The following is a 19,137-nucleotide window of genomic DNA, read 5'->3' on the forward strand; positions in this document are numbered from 1 at the left end:
CCATCGGCATCAATCGGAGCGCACAGCCTTTCCCAATGCAAGGTTTTGATAGGGTCATTGTCAGCCGCTTCGATCGACAGCAAAATTCGTAACAGGGAGTCCTGACTACTTTTGGATAGGGCACGAACAAAGGTGTCGTACACAGCCCCTTGAAACAGAGCTTTGCCAAGATGGGTGCCGTATTCCCTCTCGTTTTCTTGCTGTTGAGTGAGTTTGTTCAAGTCCTCCTGATTTAGCTGGAGAGTTTCTTTTGAATGGATGGTTAGTCCGTCCGGTTGCTTACACCTGACAACAATGGGCCAGCTACTCTCGCCTGATTTGCTCTGAATGGTAATCTCAAACTCAAAGACGTTCATGGGTCATTTCCTCTCATTATCTCTCGCTTTCCAGATGCCGGAAAACGAATTATTTTCGGTTATTAATACACTAATTATAACGTCAATATAAAACTGTCGAACTTAATCCTGGAAGGGCATAGGAGCATAAATTTTTAATTGATTTTTTTTTATGGCTAACAGGACTTAAACAAATTTTAAGCCCAAACCAAGCAAAAACTGGCTTTATATAGCGATCCTAAATGAATTGTGTAATTGTTGTAGGGGCAAACCCCCCGTGGTTGCCCCGATCCCTGGGGGTAGGCACTCTTAGCACTACCCCTACATATTGGTACAGATTTAGGATTGCTATAGATAGTAAATACGTCCATATTTTCTTGCAGCCAGCGCACAAATCTATAAGATATAGCTGTTGTCAAAGCTGACAAAGCGGAGCGTAAATGTCTCTATAGCCTTTCTCAAATAAATGAGGTCTAATAACAGCAGTGGGTCAACCACAAGACAGAGGTCTGGTTCACCAAGAGAGTTCAAATGCGATTACCCAGAACCCTTCGCCAATGGTTTATATGTTCTCGTACTCTGACAACAAAGAATACCTTTAACCTTTGACCCTACATTTTTGGGAGGCAAAAAAATGCAGAATAGGGGGGTAAAAATATTAATTGTCCCCGCCTTTTGAATGACTTGTTCTATTTCTTTACCCTTATACATACTATATAGTTTCCCTGACTACACAACCATACTTTAATAGTTAGGTAACGAACTTTATGATGATAAAAACCTCGAATATGCTTCCATCTATTCCCCTTAATAAATTTACAGAGAGCAGCAACTAATCGAAAATTCATTTCCTTGATACAAACGAGTTTAACATCACTTTAATCCAGGTAAACTCCACCCCTGCACCACCTTTGTAACAGCATCTCTGGTAGCCTCTGCTCCAAAACCCCAAGCCATCAGTGCAGAATAATCGTTCCAAGGATTATCTCCAAAAGTAGGTTTATCAACATAAAGTTGGCTAAAACCTGCTCCGGCTAAAAACACGATCGCAATTATGTAGCTAGTCACAGTAAAAACCTTCAAACGTACATTCGCACCCGACGCTTGCTCTTCCCAACTCACTAAGCTAGTAGAGGGTGCGGCTCCCAGTAAATTTATCATTATATCCCGGATTTGGACTCCTTTGGCGATCGCCCCCGTCACGTTTACCCCGAAATCGAGTTCTGTCGGATCTACCATATCTGCTTGCTGCGAAAGCAGTTCTGTAATTTCCGCGATCGCCCCTTCTACCTCATCCCTTAAATTAGCATCTTTTGTTAAATCAGCAGGCTGTAAACTTTGTATCCGCTGTTCTAAATTCTGTATTTTAGGCTGCCAATTTTTTGCCTGCTCAACAGACAACTCCTCGCTCAAACTATAAAGTTGTTTTATCTTAGCTTGCAGTGAAAGGTAAGAATTCACTTGTTCAGCTAATCCTTGGAGGCGATCGCGCAATTGCACGGGACTGTCTAAATCGGGAGCGTCTCTTAGCGCATCTTCCAAACTGCGATGCACCGTCTGTACAAAAGGAAGGCTCCGCTCTAGATCCTGTAACTGCTGCTTGATTTCATCAGAATAACCTAACTGTGCCAACCAATCTGCACGACCTTTGAGCCATTTACTCTCGACTAACTCTGCTTGCTGAACTGCATTTTTAGCCTCGTCCCAGCGTTCCCCTTGAAGCGCCATTTTTACATCAATTAAATGTGCTTCCACTCTCGCTTTAAATTCCTCAAATTTTAGAAAATCTGCATCATCTTGCATTTGGATGCGAACTTGGCTAACTCGGACTAAAATCTCATCGCGCGGTCTCCCTTGAGTCCGATAAATGGAAACACTGATGCCTAATGCTGAGCCTATTAATAGGATGAGTAATGGTAAAAACCAATGGTCTTTCACTTTTATAGTTACAGGGATAACTTGCTCTCCATCTTGGTAACTCAACCACAGCTTTCCGTTAAATTCTCCACTTCTAATGACTTTATTCAGGTCAAACTTTACCAAGGTCATCATGAGATTCTGGTTGGTTGAACTGACCGAAGGTTTTTCCACACTAATTGCCTGTGCCGGAAAAATACTATCCCCATCACTCCTATTCAAATCCAAGGGGATTAACTGCAAATTATTTATCGGCGTATTAGTTTGCAGGACGATATTGCGAGTTGCAACAGTTCCACGCATCCCTGACACTGTGACTTGAGCAGGCTCAGCCACGATTTGGCCTTGAGCATTAGCACTCGTAGGTGCTAATAGCTCCAAACTTACTACTAATAATCCAATTGTTACTAACTTCAAATTCAGGGAGGAGAAATTTTCCAAATTTTGGGCAATAAAACTTGGAAAATAGGTGACAATTTCGGCGATTTGGGTAATTCTTTCTTTGAGGTTAACCATACCTAACTCCTTTTTTTGTATTTATTAGCTAAACTTCTATAATTGAGAATAAGCTTGAAAGCAAACGATATCCAATTATTTTCACTATTCGCTGAATTTAGCCTGAGAGCGTACCCCTAACTTAAAGATTCAATATTGGCCTGTTTATATGGCATATTACCATGCTTTTGCTCCGCTAACACGCCCTAAAAATAGAGACTTTACGTAAGTCCTATATTCTTGATAAAGCTGATACTAGGGGCAAAAAAGTATTCACCGCCTTTCATGGTAACCCACAGGCTAAAGTCATATTGTTCGGTTTCCGCTTCCCCCCACTTTTTCGGCCATTTCTGAGTTCCTATGGGTTGACCAGATGCCTTACCGCTAACCTGACCAATCAGCGGATCAGGCCCCACATTGATTTGGCAGAAGTTTTTTTGATTAGCCCATGCTGATTGCATAAAATTGAATTGATTTTCAATATCAGCTTGAAAGCACAAAAAGAGCAATCCTGACCCTGTTTCAGGTTCCTTTGTAAGGTCATCTTCTCCATAACTAAGGCCCCGACGAGCGATGCGATGCCGCCTTTCTAATTGTAAGGAATCTTCGTAACTAACCGAAGATTCTATACGTCCTGTATCTCCTCGCGGGTTACTTTTACGGAGGTGAGAGTGGAAAGGACACTTTGTTCCTTGTGTATCATCACTGTAATCGAAGTCGTTGAGGGTATCCAACGGTCGTATCGGGTTTGCATACAGAGGTTGATCTTTGAGAGTGAGTGGCGTTCCATCGAAGAACCGACCAACAACCATCGCACCAGCTAAATCGTCAGTTATATTTAGTTTGTTAGCTAGGTTTCGCTGGTCTTCACGAAATCCTTTGACATTTTGTTCGAGTTGGCGAAACACTAAATAACTGCCGTAACTGTCTTCTGTTTTACCGTTGCGGTCTTTAACTAAGATCAGATCGAGAGACGCTCTCGGGTCCCATTTGGTGAAGTCACAGCCCTTTTCTTTGGTTAATTCAATTTCCCGTTTTAGAAATAAAGGTTGACTGATATTATCAACAAAGCCAAAATGCTCAACAAATTGTCCTCGATAATTTTTGAGAATAAAACCATCTTGTCGGTTAACAATTTCGGCAACCTGACGTATGTCTTGCATCGCTTTGTTAACTTTTTGTAGTAACTCTACTAAGCTATCATCTGCCATTACTACTAAGGCATGAATGTCAGCTTGATATCCTAGTTCCCATTCCTTAAAAGGTGGATCGCCTAACGAATTCTGAATAGCTGAATTTTTCATACCGGAACGAAAAGGTTGATCATTAGGGATTTTCGCTGGAGGAATTCGCAGATACTCATAACCCTTACGTGATAAAAAGAAGTTGCTAAATACACCGCCATTGATGTGATCTTCTCTATACCGACGTGCGCTATCTGCCTGCTGGCTAGCAGATTTTACATACTTCTGGGCAAAATCTCGAATCCACTGCTTTGCCATATCTGTTTGCTCTAGCTTGAATTGCAAAAACAGATACACGCTATAATCTCGTCCGTGAGAGTTGAGGATGTTGCCCTGTAAATCTTCAAGTAATTCTTTATATTTACCAGGATTATCTGGGTCAATGCCTTCGCCATTTCCAGGTAGGCTTTGCAAATCTTCGTCTGTTAGTGTCATTGTATTGACTCCCTTATTCTAGAGTTTAGAGCGGACTGTTGCTGCGATGCCGATCTCGCAATAGATAACAAATTTTGAAGAGGTTTAGAGCTTACGTAAAGAAATCAGATTTCTCGCCTCGTCAAGCGTAAGCTCTAATGTTTTTAAGCCGCTTCTAGCTTCACCATCTTGGCGTGGGAAGGTTTGCCTACATCATTGAGGTAGAACATCATGTAGTACCCTGGTGGGTAAAGATGGGGATTTGTTGGTGCTTTAAAGTCGATTTCCGACTGCTCCCCCAGAGCTATTTTTTCTATCGGTAACTCAACCAATCGCTGCCCAAAATCGAAAGAATGTGTTTCTGCACCCAGTTTAACCAAGACTAAAGAACCATTTTTGGTAGCCTCCTTAACTGATATCTTGTCCAATTGACTATATTTGAGAATGCTAGGAGCTTCTACAATTTCAGGTCTAGAACCAGGTTTGAATAGGTAGGGGGGACTAAAGATTTCAGCTTGCCAAATTTCAGCAGGTACAAAGGGTTCTGTGTCACCCTTAGCAAAATAAATTTGAGGAGATTTGTAATACTCTTCCAGGCTAAACTGTTTAGCCTGACCCGATTTGTCGGTTAGCTGTGCTAGGACGAAGTTATTTGCCGCATCTCGCCCGATGTCAACGTGAAGAGTTCCATCTTTTTCCCGTGCTACCCGATTACCATTACCACCAATCGTTAAAACACGAGCGTCTGGTAACAAGATAGCTCCATTATGATAAAGTCTGGGTAGTTTGGCTGAATTCATTGACTTGATGCTGTAGCCTCCTGGCTCCTGTGAATTAGGAGTCATGAGTACAGGCTCATAGATAGGCTTGTATTCTGGATATTCACCACCATTGGCTACTAAAATTTCCTTGCTGGGTAGAATCACTGCTTCCACATTGGCGCGAGGTTTGTCTAGAAACTTCTCTACAGTTTCCCACTTGCCGTTCTTTTCTTTGCTTTGTTCGGGAGACACCCAACGCTGTAAACTAGAGGCAACTTTAGATCCTGGATAGTTATCTGTTTTACCTCCACGTCCAAAATTAATATCATTAGTACCAATCATCCCAGCGATTAGTAATACATCTTCAGAGTTGGGAACTTGAATGGCAGTTCCGTAAGCTTTAGAAGTTTCAAATCTTTCAGGCCCAACTTCAAAGCTGACAGATAATTTACCCGCTGCGTCTTCATGGACGGACATTAAATAGCTTTTCTTGCTTTTACTTTGAACTAAAACATTAGCAATGCCAGCTTCATCCCCAGTAATCAAAAGTCTACCGTCAGCAGTTGGAAAAACTCTAGGATAGAGGTCAATGCTATCGTAACCATCAGCCCCTTCGATGTAGGTGTTGAAGGGACTGTTATCGATTGCTGTAAGGTCTATATAGTGAAATTTTCCAGTTTTAGGGTCGTAAATTTCAATACTGGGGTTAATTTGGTTGGGGGCATTAATTTTTAGACCTGAAAAAATTACGATTTTGCCATCGGCTAGGGAGACTAAAGTTGGATACCAACGCCCCTCTTTAAGTTGACCCGCAGGCGACCACTTGCCTGTTTGCCAATTATAAATATTGGCTTGCCTAGAGCCTGTAAATCGTCCGCCAGGGTAATAGCGTCCAGTTCCACTAATAAAAAGGACGTTGCCATCGTCTAGTTGCAAATGACCAGCACAAAATAAATCGTTACTCTCCGCATATTGCATTGCAGGTGGAGAAGGAATGCGCTCAAATTGCTGGGTTTTAGGATCGAAAAGGGAGGCATTATTAATAGCATCATAGTCTCCTGCTCCCACCCCTTCTATAAAGACATCTTCTCCTTTGTCATTCTTAGTTAGGGTGTTCCGAAAGCTGCTGCCGTTAACGCTCAAAACCTTTCCATTGGGAAGGAGTACGGTATGAACAGACTGCATCCGGCTTTCTGGAGGAGCCATTGGGATGGTTTCCCATTCTCCCATTTCTTCTTTAGAACCGACTAGGGGAGATGCGATCGCCTGCTTCCATCCACAGATGGTAAAAGTTGCAGTTAAAATCAAAACAAGAAAAAGCGAGATAAGGGTAGTTCTTTTAATTGATTTGTTGAGTATCATAGTTGCCTTTTGTCGAATTTTCCGAAATCCTGAAAAACCTGCTTGATTTAGGAAACTCTAGTTCCAGGTCTTGCTCAGTAATCTCAGGCTCTCAGTTGCGCTCAATGTTGTAGAACTGTTTTACTAAAAATTCAACAACATTGAGTGATAGTTAATGAACTGGCAACCCTGAACTCACGAGTGTTCAGAGTGCTTGTCACTCCCTTCTAACCTAATTACTGATCTAGCGAACTAATGTAGTCTGTCAACGTTTTTATGTTCTCTTTATAGGAAGATTCATCGTCCAAGAAACTATGGCTACTATATACAACAAACTTGAATGGTAGCTCTCGTTCGCCCAAAAAAGTAACACATCTGTCCGGCTTAAATGTATCTGTCTTAGCCAGATCAGGAAAGCAGTTGCGCCAAGAGAAATAGAACTGTTTTACTCAAAGTTGTATAACAGTTCTATTTCTACTGTTTGGAGGTTATTTGATTTAATTCCTTTCGTGTGACGACGATCGCCTCTCTGGCAATGTCGTAGGCACTTGGGTATTGATTCTCAGGATCTTCTCCAGGTATCCAAAACTTGCGTCGAGTCAGACGAATGGAGTTAAGAAACTCTGGGATAGCATTAAAAATCTCAATTGCCATGGGTCCCTTATAGACTTGGAGAATAGGTTTAAACAGCGACTCCCAAGGAATCCAACTTGTATGCACAGCTCCTCGATCCGGATGAGAAACTTGGACGTAATGAAGCCGCCCCTCATCTGCAAGCCAATTTACTTGTTCTTCAAAAATCTCAGGTCCGTCACCATCAAGTATTTCGTGAGAACTATCAATCACAACACCAACTTGTTTGCTGTCAACTTTCTTAAGAAACTCAATTAATTGTGATAACTTGTTAGGACCTGGAGTTTCCCAGTGAGTTACTGGCTCGATCGCCAATTTGACGTTTTTATCCTCTGCATATAGACCTAACTCATTTAGGATCGGTTGCGCGTTAGTATAGCGAACTGCAAGATCATTTTGGAGTTGGTCACTCCACAGGGAATTATTGAAGTATCCGTAAGGTACAATTAGCGGACCCATCATAATTTCACCCCGTAGCGCCGCAGTGATGTCAACCCGAGCCTTAAGATACTCCAAGGCTTCTTTCTGTACCTCTGGGGAAGGTGAACTCGGATCGAATCTCGGAGTAGTACCAACGTTTGTTGTAATTTGTACATCACTCAATCCTTCATCGTCCATAGCACGACGCAGGTTGGCGTAATTCTCAATTTCTTGTGGGTAATCTTTAGGCTCCCCTGGCGCGATCGGAAACTCAAAGCCAGTGTAACCGAATTTCTTCAGCTCTTTCATGTGCTGAATGACAACTTTCCTATACTCGGAGTCATGAGGTTTCAGATTAGTTGTAAACATGAAAAAACTAAGATAGATATCCTTGGGAACAAACATCTTGTCACTCCTGTTAGAATTACTTCGTGTTGTATATATCATCCAATAATCAGCGCGCGTTTTGAAAGAAGAATCATTATTGATGCTGAACTTTTTACTAAACGCGCCCCGACACTCTACCGCTCATTTTTTTAGGTAAAGCTTAGCCTTACAAAGGCTTTACATTCCAAATCTGGCGAGCAATCTTCCAGATGTCTTCCTCTTTTTTCATTAACCATAGTGCTCGAAATTTGACTTCCTTAGATGCACTGCCATCTTTCGGGTGAATCGTTGCTTGAGATATACCGACGACATAACCAAAATCGCCCATCACTTCGATTTCTTCAGCGACGAAGATTGGATCGATATCTTGCTCAGCGATCTGAGCGGCAAAGGCTTCAACAATCTCAGGAACTCCCAGCCGATCGGGTTGATCGGGTGGCATCCAGACAGCCGCTTCGGTGTACATCTCTGCATAACCCTGTAGATCGCATGACCTAACATTTGCTGCATAGACTTCTTCAAATATCTCTCTGATCTGGTCTTTATCGTTATTCATAGCTAAACTCCGGTTGAGGAACTGTAGATTTTCACGAGAGGAACTACCCAGACCTAATTGGTTGAGGTCTGGGTTGCTGTTGTTGCTACAAACCAGTCACTTCGCGTAGATAACTGCGAGCAATTACCGCATCTTTCAAAGGATTAGTGTTATGAGGGTCTTGTTCTGCCTCCACCATCAGCCATCCTTTATACTTAGCTTTAGCAAGCTCTTGTAAAATTGGCTGAAAATCAATTGCGCCCTTTGAATCTCCCGGAACGGTAAATATCCCTGCGCGGATCGAATCTAAAAAGCTACGACCCGTTTTTTTAGATGCGTCTAAAACTGACTGACGAATATTTTTCAAGTGAACGTGTTCGATCCGATCGGCATATTTTTGAGTGACGGCCAGCGGATCGACTCCTGCGTAGTACAAATGACCAGTATCGAGCAGCAGCTTAACAGTTTCAGGATCTGTACCGCTCATTAAGCGATCGATATCAGCGAAGTCTTCTACTCCCGTACCAATATGGGGATGATAGACCAACTGCATACTTTGGCCCTTGGCTCTTTCACCAAGGTCATTCAGCCCTTCTAATAAATCCGACCATTGCTGGTCACTAAAATGCGGTCTGTTAGTTAAAGGGTCCACACCTGGGACTTGTTGATGAACGGCACCCCCCAATTCAGCTACCACAATCTTTGTACCACCCATGTCCTTCATGAATGCTACTTGTTTATCGAATTCTTCAATAGTTTCCTTCCCCTGCCCTTCCTGAGTAAAGTGAGTTCCGACCCAAGGTTCAGAAATTACCACGTTACGAAGTGCTAACTCGCTTTTTAAAACATCTTTCTCCTCTGGATATTTTGGATATTTAGGTGACATTTGCGTCCCTACGAAGCCAGATAGCGCTATTTCACTGAGAATCTGCTGGTAAGGGATCCGAGGGGTAAGATCGATAGAAAGATCGTCACTATTACTCCAACCTGTTGGCGTAATACCAAACTTCACTTTTGTGCGATCGAATGTTGGGTTTAAGCTCCCAGGATATGAAGGGGGAACCAGAGATACCAGGATCGAATTGTTTCCCGTTGTAGCAGCCGTGGCGGGAAGCGTTAAGCTAGTTATCCCAAAGATTAAGACAACTAACAGCACGGATAGATGACGAATAGCTCTCATTTGCTCGAAAATTCGATATTTTTTCATCTTGCGCTCATTTTTGGTCAACATGACTTAGGATTCCTAGTCTGTGAAGTGGAGTTACTGAAATTCTTGTTCCCTACATCGGCAAAGAGTTAGGGATGAGACGAAGAAAATGCTTAAAGGATAGATTTAGGTACACTGGCGAAGATGGTTTTCAAATCTTCTTCCCCCTCGTCATGAAAAGAATCCTTAAGGACTCATATCTCATTGAGAAGCGCCAAATCGGGAGACATTTCCATTATAAGTAGTCCCGTCAGGCATCAGCGAATTCAACAGATCTGCTGCCTTAAAATTAGTGCCCGTTAGAGTAGCATTTGATAACTTTGTATTTCTCATCTTGCTACTGGAAAAATCTGCATCTACTAATATGGATCTAGAAAGAATTGCTCCTTGTAACTTTGCATTTTTCACCACAGCATTAGACAAATTTGCATCAGAAATAACGGCAGAGGTTAAATCCGACTCCGTTAAATTTGCCCTCGTTAAATTTGCTTTAATCATGAGGGAATTATACAAATCTGCATTAGAAAGATTAGCGTCTGTTAAGTTAGCCTCGGACAACTTACTACCCATCAGTGTAGCGCCGGATAGATTGGCTCCGGTTAAAGTAGCTTTTTCAAGGTTTATCTCAACGAGTAGGGAACCGGAGAGATTGGCGTTGGATAGATTTGCCCCAGTGAGTAATGCGCCATATAAATCTTGATTCGATAGATCCAGTCCCGATAGATCGCAGCTAGCACAGGCGTTCTTCAAACGCAACAGCTCGTAATCTGTCCCAACGAAAGCGTTAGCGGGAGCACTAAAAATCGTTAAGCTAAGGAGAATCGACAAGGCAATAGTAGAAAGTCTACGAAACCAAGAGGCAATATTCATGTTCAAGGTTAAAATTAGAAAGGGTGGGCTATTGTGTCCGGCTCAAAGATAAAATTTTTAGAGGTTAACTGAGGCATGGTGCCAGGTCATTAGCCGCTAGGCCGAATGACTCTTAGCCTCTACTAAGGTGACTGAAGGGGGTTCGCTCCAAGTTGCATATCCGGGACCTTTTGCGCCCGGTGGGTTAACACCAATCGTAGGCCATAAGAGTCCTTCTGGATAGGCTTGTGGACTCGGAATAAAGGTTTTATCGTTTTCTGGGCTCCCAAAAACCTCCCGCCAATCTTTTGGCATTTCATACCAGGTAGCCACATACCAAAGCTTAATGATATTGCGGGCGATCGGTCCTAATTTTTCAGACCCCAGAATTTCAGAACGAAGCCCGTTAGTCAAGATAGACTCGTCATTGTTGTTTTGTGCTTCGAGATCGAGGCGATGAAAGGTTTGTAATAATTCCCCGAACATATCTTGACCAATGATATCCCGAATGGTGCCAAAGTAAAGAGAAGCTTGTCCGGTTCCCTGTAGATGAAACCGCGAAAAACCCGTTAACACCACTGAGAAATCGAGAAAATACTCCATAAAATCAGGTGCATTAATATCCATCAGTTGTTTACCTCCACAAAAATTTTCTAGCAGCAAGTGCGTTCTAAGTTTTCTAGCACTAAGTCATCGAGCATCAGCAAAAGTCTTGCTATTGATAAGCGATACCGTGTGGTGATGTCCTAATCTTTGAGCGTAGTGCTAGAAATCCGTCAAAGACTTTGAGGAAAAATAGGGGTGAGAAATGGATCTCTATTAGTCTAATCGGAAGATAGGAGCGGCATGAACCCCATCCATACCGGGGATAGGATTACGAATTAGATTAGTAGCTTGTTCCTTAAGCCGGAACATTCCCCCGACTGCGGGAATCAAAGCTTCAGGATGTCCATCAAAAGCGAATTCAAGGTCTGCGAGGAATTTACTGTAGGCGGACTGGAATTCTTTAGCTGCCGCATACACTTCTGTGCCTTCAGGATAATCGCTAAGTCTGGCATTGTTCTTCAGCGGATAAACTGCGTCCCAATCTACCTTAAAAGACGCACCAGTTGGATGACCCGGATGATCTGACTGTTCCGGATCATCGTTGTCGATCACATAGTAGCGTTGTAATTTGAGTTGTTGAAAACGATAGTAATGACCTAGTTCTCGTTCTGCGTCATAGATAGCGTCGCCTCTTGACCCCTCTCCCTGCTCTTGAATCATTTTTAAGGCCCGGATTGCTGAACGCAGATCCCTCACGGGGATAATGTCGCCACCACCGTTATAGTAGTATTGTGGGGTGATTTGTCGCTGAGGAGCGCCACAAAACAGAGCATCACCCATCTGTTTATGCAGCGCATAGAGACCACGAACGATCTCTGCATAGAATAACCCAATGCTGTAGAAAGTATCGGACGGATTACCATTCTGAATCGTCAAAAAGTGAGAATGCTCTTGTCTGGGTCGAGACACGACTAAGGGCTTGTCTTCTTCGACTTCTTCGGCCCGTTCAATTTTAATGAAAGTCTCAACTGTCTCTGGGGAAAACTTGCTTAAACCCACTTTAAAATCGGTCGCTCCCGTGGGTAGACCTGTTGGATATTGGGGAACAAAATCGGGCGCTGTTAGGGTGGATTTCATATTTCCGCCCACCGCATTAAAAATATTGGCGATGAGGGTTAGGTGTAGCATTTCTTCTACAGCAACCGCGCGGATAATATGAAAAGCCTCTAAGTTAGTTCCAGGTTTGAGGGAGTAAAGTGCAGTGATGTATGGAGGAATGGTTGCGTGTTCTAGCTTCAGGGCTTGTTTGAGGTAGTAATGCAAATGTTCTACCTCTGTAATCAGTTCATAACCGTCGTTTGTACTTTCGTCTGTGGTCATAATACCTCTGGTGGCAATGTGTTCTCGATTTTTTCAGGACTACGACGCTAATTGCAAAGCGGGAGACTGTAAATCCTCAAGCATCTTTTCCGTAGCCCTAAAAGTCAGTGCGGCAATGGTCAAGGTTGTATTTGAACTCCCAATCGTTGGCATACTTCCTGCACCGACTAGGAAGAGATTGTTATGATCCCAAGAACGTAGATGTGAATCAACAACTGAGTTGTGTTGATTTGTTCCCATGATATGAGTTCCAGAAAAGTGGTTTCCCCCTCGGTAGAAGAAACCTTCGCCCTCAAATTTAAAATAAGCGGGGTCTGAAGGATCGTAGTGGGTATAATCTTCAGCTCCCAAACGCTGGAAAATTACACGAGAGAGTTTTCGGGTGTAGGCAAGGGTTCGGATACTGTAGTCGGGGAGATTAAAGTTAATAACGGGACGATAATTACCCAGTTGATCCGTGTAATTTGAATCGATGGTGACTCGGTTACTGTACTCCGGAAGTAATTCGCACATGAAAGCCAGCAGCAGTTGTCGTGAAATGCGACTAATCAATGTCTGGCGCAGGTCTTGTCCATATTTGTTTTTGTTGTCAATTGCATCAGTGACTTCAGTGGAGGGCGATCCCGTTGCCCATCCCCAACCATCATTGTGAATATCTACCGCGAAGGCGGATTGTTGGCTACGAAACTCGCCTTTACGAAAGGTTCCAATTCCTGATGTAACAATAGGTCCTCGCATAGTGCCGGTCACTTCAGGCATCAAAGCCCAAGCTAACGTAAAGGGGTGATCCATGAGATGGTGGCCTATCATTCCACTGGTGTTAGGCAGGTCAGAAGCGAGCATCAGCCGAGCATTTTCGATCGCATTAGCCGCTAAGACAAATAAAGCACCCTTGGCGAGTCCTACCGTGTGTTTAGGAGAATGGGGGTCTTCATAACGCTTATAGTGAATGGCAGTGACATTACCAGTTTCGGGATCTATTTCTACTTTAAAAGCCACCGCTTGGGAGAGTAAATGAACCCGATCGGTTTGGAAGGCCTTAATTAAAGTTCTGCGAGCATCATATTTTGCTTGAGCTGGACAAATAGGAACACAGTTGGCGTTCCCCTGGCAACGTTCCCCATACTGAACCGGACTGGTACTGCTAACGCCTTCGGGAACAAAGAGATTACCCTGATCGTAGTCAGCGTATTTAGGATTCGGTACACCATTGCGACCTTGAGGAAAAGTCGAGAAGTTTAACTCGTAAGGCTTGCCATAGAGTTCTACTTTAGTCCCCTCAACTTTCTCAATAACTTTCTGATCCAAGTAAGAGGGGGGCATCTTTTCCATCGGGAAAACATAGCCAGGCTCAAATGGAAGGCCTAGTTTTTCTTGCTCCTCTACGTCCCCAGAAACCCCAATTTCGTACTCTGCTTTACGGTAGTAAGGCATCAGATCTTCATAGTTAATCGGCCAGTCCAACCCTTGTCCGTACAGAGTCTGTAATTTGAAATCCTCCGGTAACATCCGGGGGGTTTTCGCTTCCCAGTGCATCGTTGTTCCACCAGGAACTCTTGTATAAGACCCACTAAGTCTCATAGGGCCTTTTTCTACAAAATAGTGATCGTCATCCGTGGGGCTTAGAGCATTGGGATTTTTGGGATAGGGAGCGTTTGGGTTTTTCGCTGTCGCACCGTAGAAGGTGTCAATGTAACTTTGAAAGCCTGCAAGGGTTAAATCCTTAGCTTCTCCTGCCTCCAGGATTAAAACCCTTTTTCCTTGTTGACTCAATTCTTTAGCAACAATAGCTCCAGCAACACCAGATCCTACGATGACAGCATCATAAAACGTTTTAGAGACAGTCTCACAATCAACGGATAGTACGTGCTCCGGAATTGGACTCATTGCTTACTCCTTAAAAATTACTCTTTGACATGGATTAATGGGGGAATACCTTCAGAGCAGGGGAGAAATTTTGCTTCAAATTTATCATTAGTGAAGATTCCTTCACCGCTTAGAGGTCGTAAACACTGACCTGCTTTTGGTTGGGCTGTTAGCCACTTGTCCAAAAAAGTCTATAGAGTACAGGTGTCATAAAGTTTAGGAACAGACTCATCTGGTTATGTTTAGTTCTCTTGATTAGTAGGTTGATTGGAAAGGCTATCAAAGTTCTTATTTTCCCTAGCCTATTTTCCGCGATGTTGGGGGATTTAAACAATCCCCCCCGTCCAGCCTATTTAAGGTTTTGCATCTTCCTGCTTTGGTTGAGCGTTTTCTCCCAACTGCTGAATTAGATTGGCCACTACCCCAGTCCAGCCAGTTTGATGGCTGGCACCAACTCCAGCACCATTATCTCCATGAAAATATTCATAGAAAAGAATCAAATCGCGCCAGTACGGGTCGTTTTGAAATTTGTCTGACCCGCCATAAACAGGTCGCCAATCATTGGAGGAGGAGGATTGCGAGGGATTGGAACCGGTTTTTTTAAGAAAAATACTGGTTAGCCGATGAGATAACTCCATCGATACTTCCCAGAGGTTCATCTCTTTGATTTCCCCATTGGCGGTGGAACACTTAACTTTTATTTCATCTCCCCAGTAAGAATAAAATTTCTGGAGGGACTCAATAAGCAGGAAATTCACAGGCATCCAAATCGGGCCGCGCCAATTGGAATTTCCACCAAACATCGGATACTTGGATTCGGCGGGTTCATATTCCACGCGATGTTCCTGACCTTGCACACGTAATACATAAGGATTCTTTTCGTGGTATTTTGACAAACCACGGATCCCGTAATCGCTCAAGAATTCGGTTGAATCCAACATTTTACTCAAAATTTGTTGCAACCGCTCTTTATTCACCAGAGACAAATATAAGTCTTTTTCTACTGGGGCGTTCTCGGTTTGGTTCTGCGAGGAAAGAAGTTCGATGTTTTGGTGTGTTAAAAGCTGGGGGCGATTTTTAACGAACCAATTCATGCGAACTTGGAAATCGGAATTTAAGTATTTATTCACGATTTCTTTATCAATGGTTTCTACAGCAAAGAGCGGAATTAAGCCTACTAGCGATCGCACTTTCATTGAGAGTGCACCCGAACTGTCAGCACCCTCTACCTTACCCGGAGGAGCGTTCAAGATGTCGTAGTAAAATTTGTCTTGATCGTCCCATATATCGATATTGTTGCCACCCACTTTATTCATCGCATCCGCTATCAACAGGAAATGCTGAAAATATTTTGAGGCCATATCTTCGTAGTTGTTTCTCGCCGATTTGGTCACCAGGGTCAGATAAGTTGAGATCAACTCTTCATCTTTTTGCTCTTTAACTATACCTTCATATTTGTGGCGGAGCTCTTCATAAATTCTCGCTAAATCCTTGTCTTTTTTGGCTAGTTCCGTCGCAATCTTTAGCATATTCAGGCAGAACATTGCCATCCAACTCGTCCCATCTGACTGCTCAATACTCGTGCCTTCAATCGGAATTTTGCTTCTGTCAATTACCCCAATGTTGTCTAATCCTAAGAATCCCCCTTGGAAGATATTTTTTCCCTCTGCATCCTTCCGGTTGACCCACCAGGTAAAATAGAGAGATAACTTTTGAAAAACATCTTCCAGAAAATTTGTATCGCCTTGACCATAGATCTTTTCTTCGAGTTTGTAAACGCGCCATGCAGCCCAAGCATGAACGGGCGGATTTACATCCCCAAATGCCCACTCATAGGCAGCCATTTGACCGTTAGGATGCATATACCATTCCCGCGTGAATAAATAGAGTTGCTTCTTTGCAAACTCTGGATCGATCAGGGCAAAAGGAACGGTATGAAATGCTAAATCCCACGCAGCAAACCAAGGATATTCCCATTTATCGGGCATCGAGATAATATCCTCATTAAATAAATGAGTCCACTCGTGGTTTCTGCCGGATTTACGATTTTCGGGTGGCTTCGGCTGACTTGGATCGCCATTGAGCCAGTCGGATACTATATAGTGATAGAATTGCTTGCTCCATAACATCCCCGCAAAAGCTTGTCGCTGCACGGAACGCATATCCTCGGAAATTGGATGTGGACAAACAGCCTGATAAAATTCATCAGCTTCCTGCTTTCGCTGGCGGAAGATGTCCTCAAATTCATTACCGAATGGGGAATCTAAACCTTCTCTGCTACTGAGGCGTAAGCGCACAATTTTGGTTTCCCCAGGCGGGACGATTAATTCATAATGTGCTGATGCTTTTGTTCCTACCTGATTGGGATTTACTGTCTTTTTATCACCTTTAGACAGAATATAATCGTTAATGCCATCTTTGACATAGGACGAATTTTTACCCCAGCCCAATCTTTCTTTATTAGTCTCGTTTTCTGTATACAGGAGTTCTTTGGGCGCTTCACAATACAGCCATCTTTTCCCTAAGCCTTCATTGTTACACAAAACTTCTATTACGCTTAAGTCTGGTTCTGACTTAACGGTCTTTAAGGATTTATCTTCTTTGTTCTGATTTGGATATCCCCAAGACCAAGTATTGCGAAACAAAAGGGTTGGCAAAAGATGTAGCGTTGCTTGTTCTTGACTACGATTGCTAACCGAAATTTCGATCAGGATATCTTCTGATGATTTTTTGGCGTACTTTACCAAAACATCAAAGTAGCGATTCTCATCAAAAATACCTGTATCCATTAGCTCGTATTCCGGCGCTGCTTTGTTGACGGATTTCCGGTGCCGATTTTCCGCAATTAACTTTTCATAAGGAAAAGCTTCTTGGGGGTATTTATACAGACAGCTCATGTAAGAATGAGTGGGGGTATTGTCCGTATAAAAGTAATATTCTTTGACATCTTCTCCGTGATTACCTTCGGAGCCTGTTAAACCAAATAGCCTTTCTTTGATGATGGAATCTTTTTCATTCCACATGGCGATCGCAAAACAAATATGCTGGTGATTATCGGAAATGCCAGCAATACCATCCTCACCCCAACGATAGGCGCGAGAACGAGATTGATCGTGGGTAAAATAGTCCCAAGTACGATCGGGATTATCGCCGTAATCTTCCCGCACCGTTCCCCACTGGCGATCGCTCACATACGGCCCCCACTTCTTCCAAAGTGCTTCCTTATTCTGGCGTTCTTCTGCTAATCTTTTTCCTTCGGCTGTCTGTTGAATTGAGGTCATGGCTTTTTTGGGTGGTGTAATGCTTGCTGATATTGATTTAGTTTTTCGGCGCTGCTGAATCAAAATATGAGTTTGCCTGTAGGGGTAATTCTAAGTGCTTACCCCGTCAGCGGTGGATCACCCACGGGGGGATTGAGCCTACAACAAATTTCCAACCCAATTCAGCAACGCCGGTTGACGATATATTTACAATTATTTACCATCTAGATATCGTGGGTTGACTGTCCCTATCTCTCTCCTATCATAGCTTCAGGCCACTGTCATAGTAAAGTCGGAAAAGTCGGATCGTAAAGTCGGAAAAGTCGGATCTTGCATAATCTCTCAAACTCAGGTCACGTTAATATCGGCAAAAAATAGTTACACGCTTATATCACACCTTGTCTCTTAGGGACTACCAAATAAAAAAAACGTCCAAAATCAAGCGGTACTGTAAACAATATGTAAGGATTCAGAGGGTGGGTATTGACAAGTGTGATACTGGAAAGTAGAATATAGCAATTATGAAAAAAAACCTGCCACCAAAACTCAACAGTGAGTAAGGATTCAGGTCTGAAAAAGGGGAATGAGCTCAGGCCGAGCCAAGTCACAAGAATGGGCAGAAATAGCCTCACGGAAAAAAGCCATTACTGAACGAGCTTGAAAACGACAGGTTTGAATCACACTAAGTAGATTAGCAGTTTCCTCAAATCGTTTCATCGAACGAGAGCCGCCCGAAACTTTCCGCTTAGTTACAGCTAGCCGTAGGGAACGTTCGGCTTTATTATTATCCGGAGGAACCGAGGGGTCAGTGAGAAAATACCACCATTGTTCTGCCTTATCCCGTAAGGATTTTAGTAACAGACAGAAGAGCATAACCAACTTGGTTCAACCAAGTGGCAAGGGCTTTATTCAATCGTATTTTGAAATCAGTTGCCCAGGAGTCGTAGGTGAGTTTATCCTTCGTGTTTCGCTCCCGACTCATGGGATCTAAAAGCTTCATCAATTAATGACAGAAATATTTGAGCGACTGCTGCATTATTGTTGCCAGGAAGTTCCAACACTTTCTTGAAATGCCGTCGTAAATGGGCTAGACACTTCTGTTGGGCTGCGATATTCCCGCCATTATAAACGCTGAAATCATCTGAGCTTAAAACCCCAGCAAATTCTGTGCCCAGCATGGTTTCTAGTTCCACACGTCCCCTGGTATCTGCGGCATGAAATAAACAGAATCCTTCGATACTCGCCGTCCATAGCCATTCTTTGACTCCCATGACACACTCTTAGGGTTTCATCTACATGAACGTTTGATTGTAAAGGTGCCCATTCCCACAGTGCTTTGATAGCTGGCTTTACTGCTGCTGCTACTCGTTGATTGGTTTTTTGCAATGTTCCTACTCCCACTTCAATCCTGCCGAGTTCCCACAAAAGCTCAGTCAGCTTGGAGTAGGAAAGATGCCCATAATTACCTAGCCAGACTAATAGTGCTTGCAGATTAACACTTAAGTCTTGTCCTGGAACCACTCCCGCTTGGTGGTTCTCCTCTAACT

At 43.2% G+C, this 19,137-nt stretch carries 14 protein-coding genes; all 14 read right to left on the reverse strand.

The genetic code is table 11. The annotated features are described in order from the left end of the window. Window positions 1–356, reverse strand: a 356-nt coding sequence (locus QUB11_RS28665) for a hypothetical protein (RefSeq protein ID WP_333392357.1), incomplete at its 3' end; no start/stop codon positions are given. A gap of 852 nt (window positions 357–1,208) precedes the next feature. After that, the gene (locus QUB11_RS28670; RefSeq protein WP_333205071.1) at window positions 1,209–2,768 is read right to left on the reverse strand and encodes a hypothetical protein; all 1,560 of its coding nucleotides are present in this window, start codon (window positions 2,766–2,768) and stop codon (window positions 1,209–1,211) included. A gap of 200 nt (window positions 2,769–2,968) precedes the next feature. Continuing rightward, complete coding sequence (locus QUB11_RS28675; protein WP_333205069.1) at window positions 2,969–4,426, reverse strand: Dyp-type peroxidase; 1,458 nt, start codon at window positions 4,424–4,426, stop codon at window positions 2,969–2,971. A gap of 143 nt (window positions 4,427–4,569) precedes the next feature. Further along, the gene (locus tag QUB11_RS28680) at window positions 4,570–6,528 is read right to left on the reverse strand and encodes a galactose oxidase early set domain-containing protein (protein WP_333257132.1); all 1,959 of its coding nucleotides are present in this window, start codon (window positions 6,526–6,528) and stop codon (window positions 4,570–4,572) included. A 453-nt stretch (window positions 6,529–6,981) separates the two neighbouring features. After that, window positions 6,982–7,965 carry a sugar phosphate isomerase/epimerase family protein gene (locus QUB11_RS28685; protein WP_333205065.1) on the reverse strand — a complete coding sequence of 328 codons (984 nt, stop codon included), beginning with the start codon at window positions 7,963–7,965 and terminating at the stop codon, window positions 6,982–6,984. 148 nt (window positions 7,966–8,113) lie between these two features. Then, window positions 8,114–8,503, reverse strand: a complete 390-nt coding sequence (locus tag QUB11_RS28690; protein WP_333205063.1) for an SgcJ/EcaC family oxidoreductase — start codon at window positions 8,501–8,503, stop codon at window positions 8,114–8,116. Between the two features lie 85 nt (window positions 8,504–8,588). Continuing rightward, window positions 8,589–9,713 (reverse strand): myo-inosose-2 dehydratase, encoded by a 1,125-nt coding sequence (gene iolE / locus QUB11_RS28695; protein ID WP_333205061.1) that lies wholly within the window; start codon window positions 9,711–9,713, stop codon window positions 8,589–8,591. Between the two features lie 177 nt (window positions 9,714–9,890). After that, a complete protein-coding gene (locus tag QUB11_RS28700; RefSeq protein WP_333205058.1) occupies window positions 9,891–10,559 on the reverse strand; it encodes a pentapeptide repeat-containing protein in 669 nt (222 codons plus the stop codon). A 96-nt stretch (window positions 10,560–10,655) separates the two neighbouring features. Next, window positions 10,656–11,165 carry a hypothetical protein gene (locus tag QUB11_RS28705; protein ID WP_333205056.1) on the reverse strand — a complete coding sequence of 170 codons (510 nt, stop codon included), beginning with the start codon at window positions 11,163–11,165 and terminating at the stop codon, window positions 10,656–10,658. Window positions 11,166–11,357: 192 nt separating this feature from the next. Next, entirely contained in the window at window positions 11,358–12,464 is a 1,107-nt protein-coding gene (locus tag QUB11_RS28710) for a ferritin-like protein (RefSeq protein WP_333205054.1), read from the reverse strand. Window positions 12,465–12,503: 39 nt separating this feature from the next. Next, window positions 12,504–14,351, reverse strand: coding sequence for a GMC family oxidoreductase (locus QUB11_RS28715; RefSeq protein ID WP_333205052.1), 1,848 nt, complete (start codon window positions 14,349–14,351; stop codon window positions 12,504–12,506). Between the two features lie 332 nt (window positions 14,352–14,683). Further along, complete coding sequence (locus tag QUB11_RS28720; RefSeq protein WP_333205050.1) at window positions 14,684–17,611, reverse strand: MGH1-like glycoside hydrolase domain-containing protein; 2,928 nt, start codon at window positions 17,609–17,611, stop codon at window positions 14,684–14,686. Window positions 17,612–18,154: 543 nt separating this feature from the next. Further along, window positions 18,155–18,463, reverse strand: coding sequence for an IS66 family transposase (locus QUB11_RS28725; protein ID WP_445300781.1), 309 nt, complete (start codon window positions 18,461–18,463; stop codon window positions 18,155–18,157). An 80-nt stretch (window positions 18,464–18,543) separates the two neighbouring features. Further along, window positions 18,544–18,861 carry an IS66 family transposase gene (locus QUB11_RS28730; RefSeq protein ID WP_333205048.1) on the reverse strand — a complete coding sequence of 106 codons (318 nt, stop codon included), beginning with the start codon at window positions 18,859–18,861 and terminating at the stop codon, window positions 18,544–18,546. Window positions 18,862–19,137: the final 276 nt, after the last annotated feature.

The sequence above is a fragment of the Microcoleus sp. B6-A1 genome (genome assembly GCF_036705085.1).
Lineage (GTDB): Bacteria > Cyanobacteriota > Cyanobacteriia > Cyanobacteriales > Microcoleaceae > Microcoleus.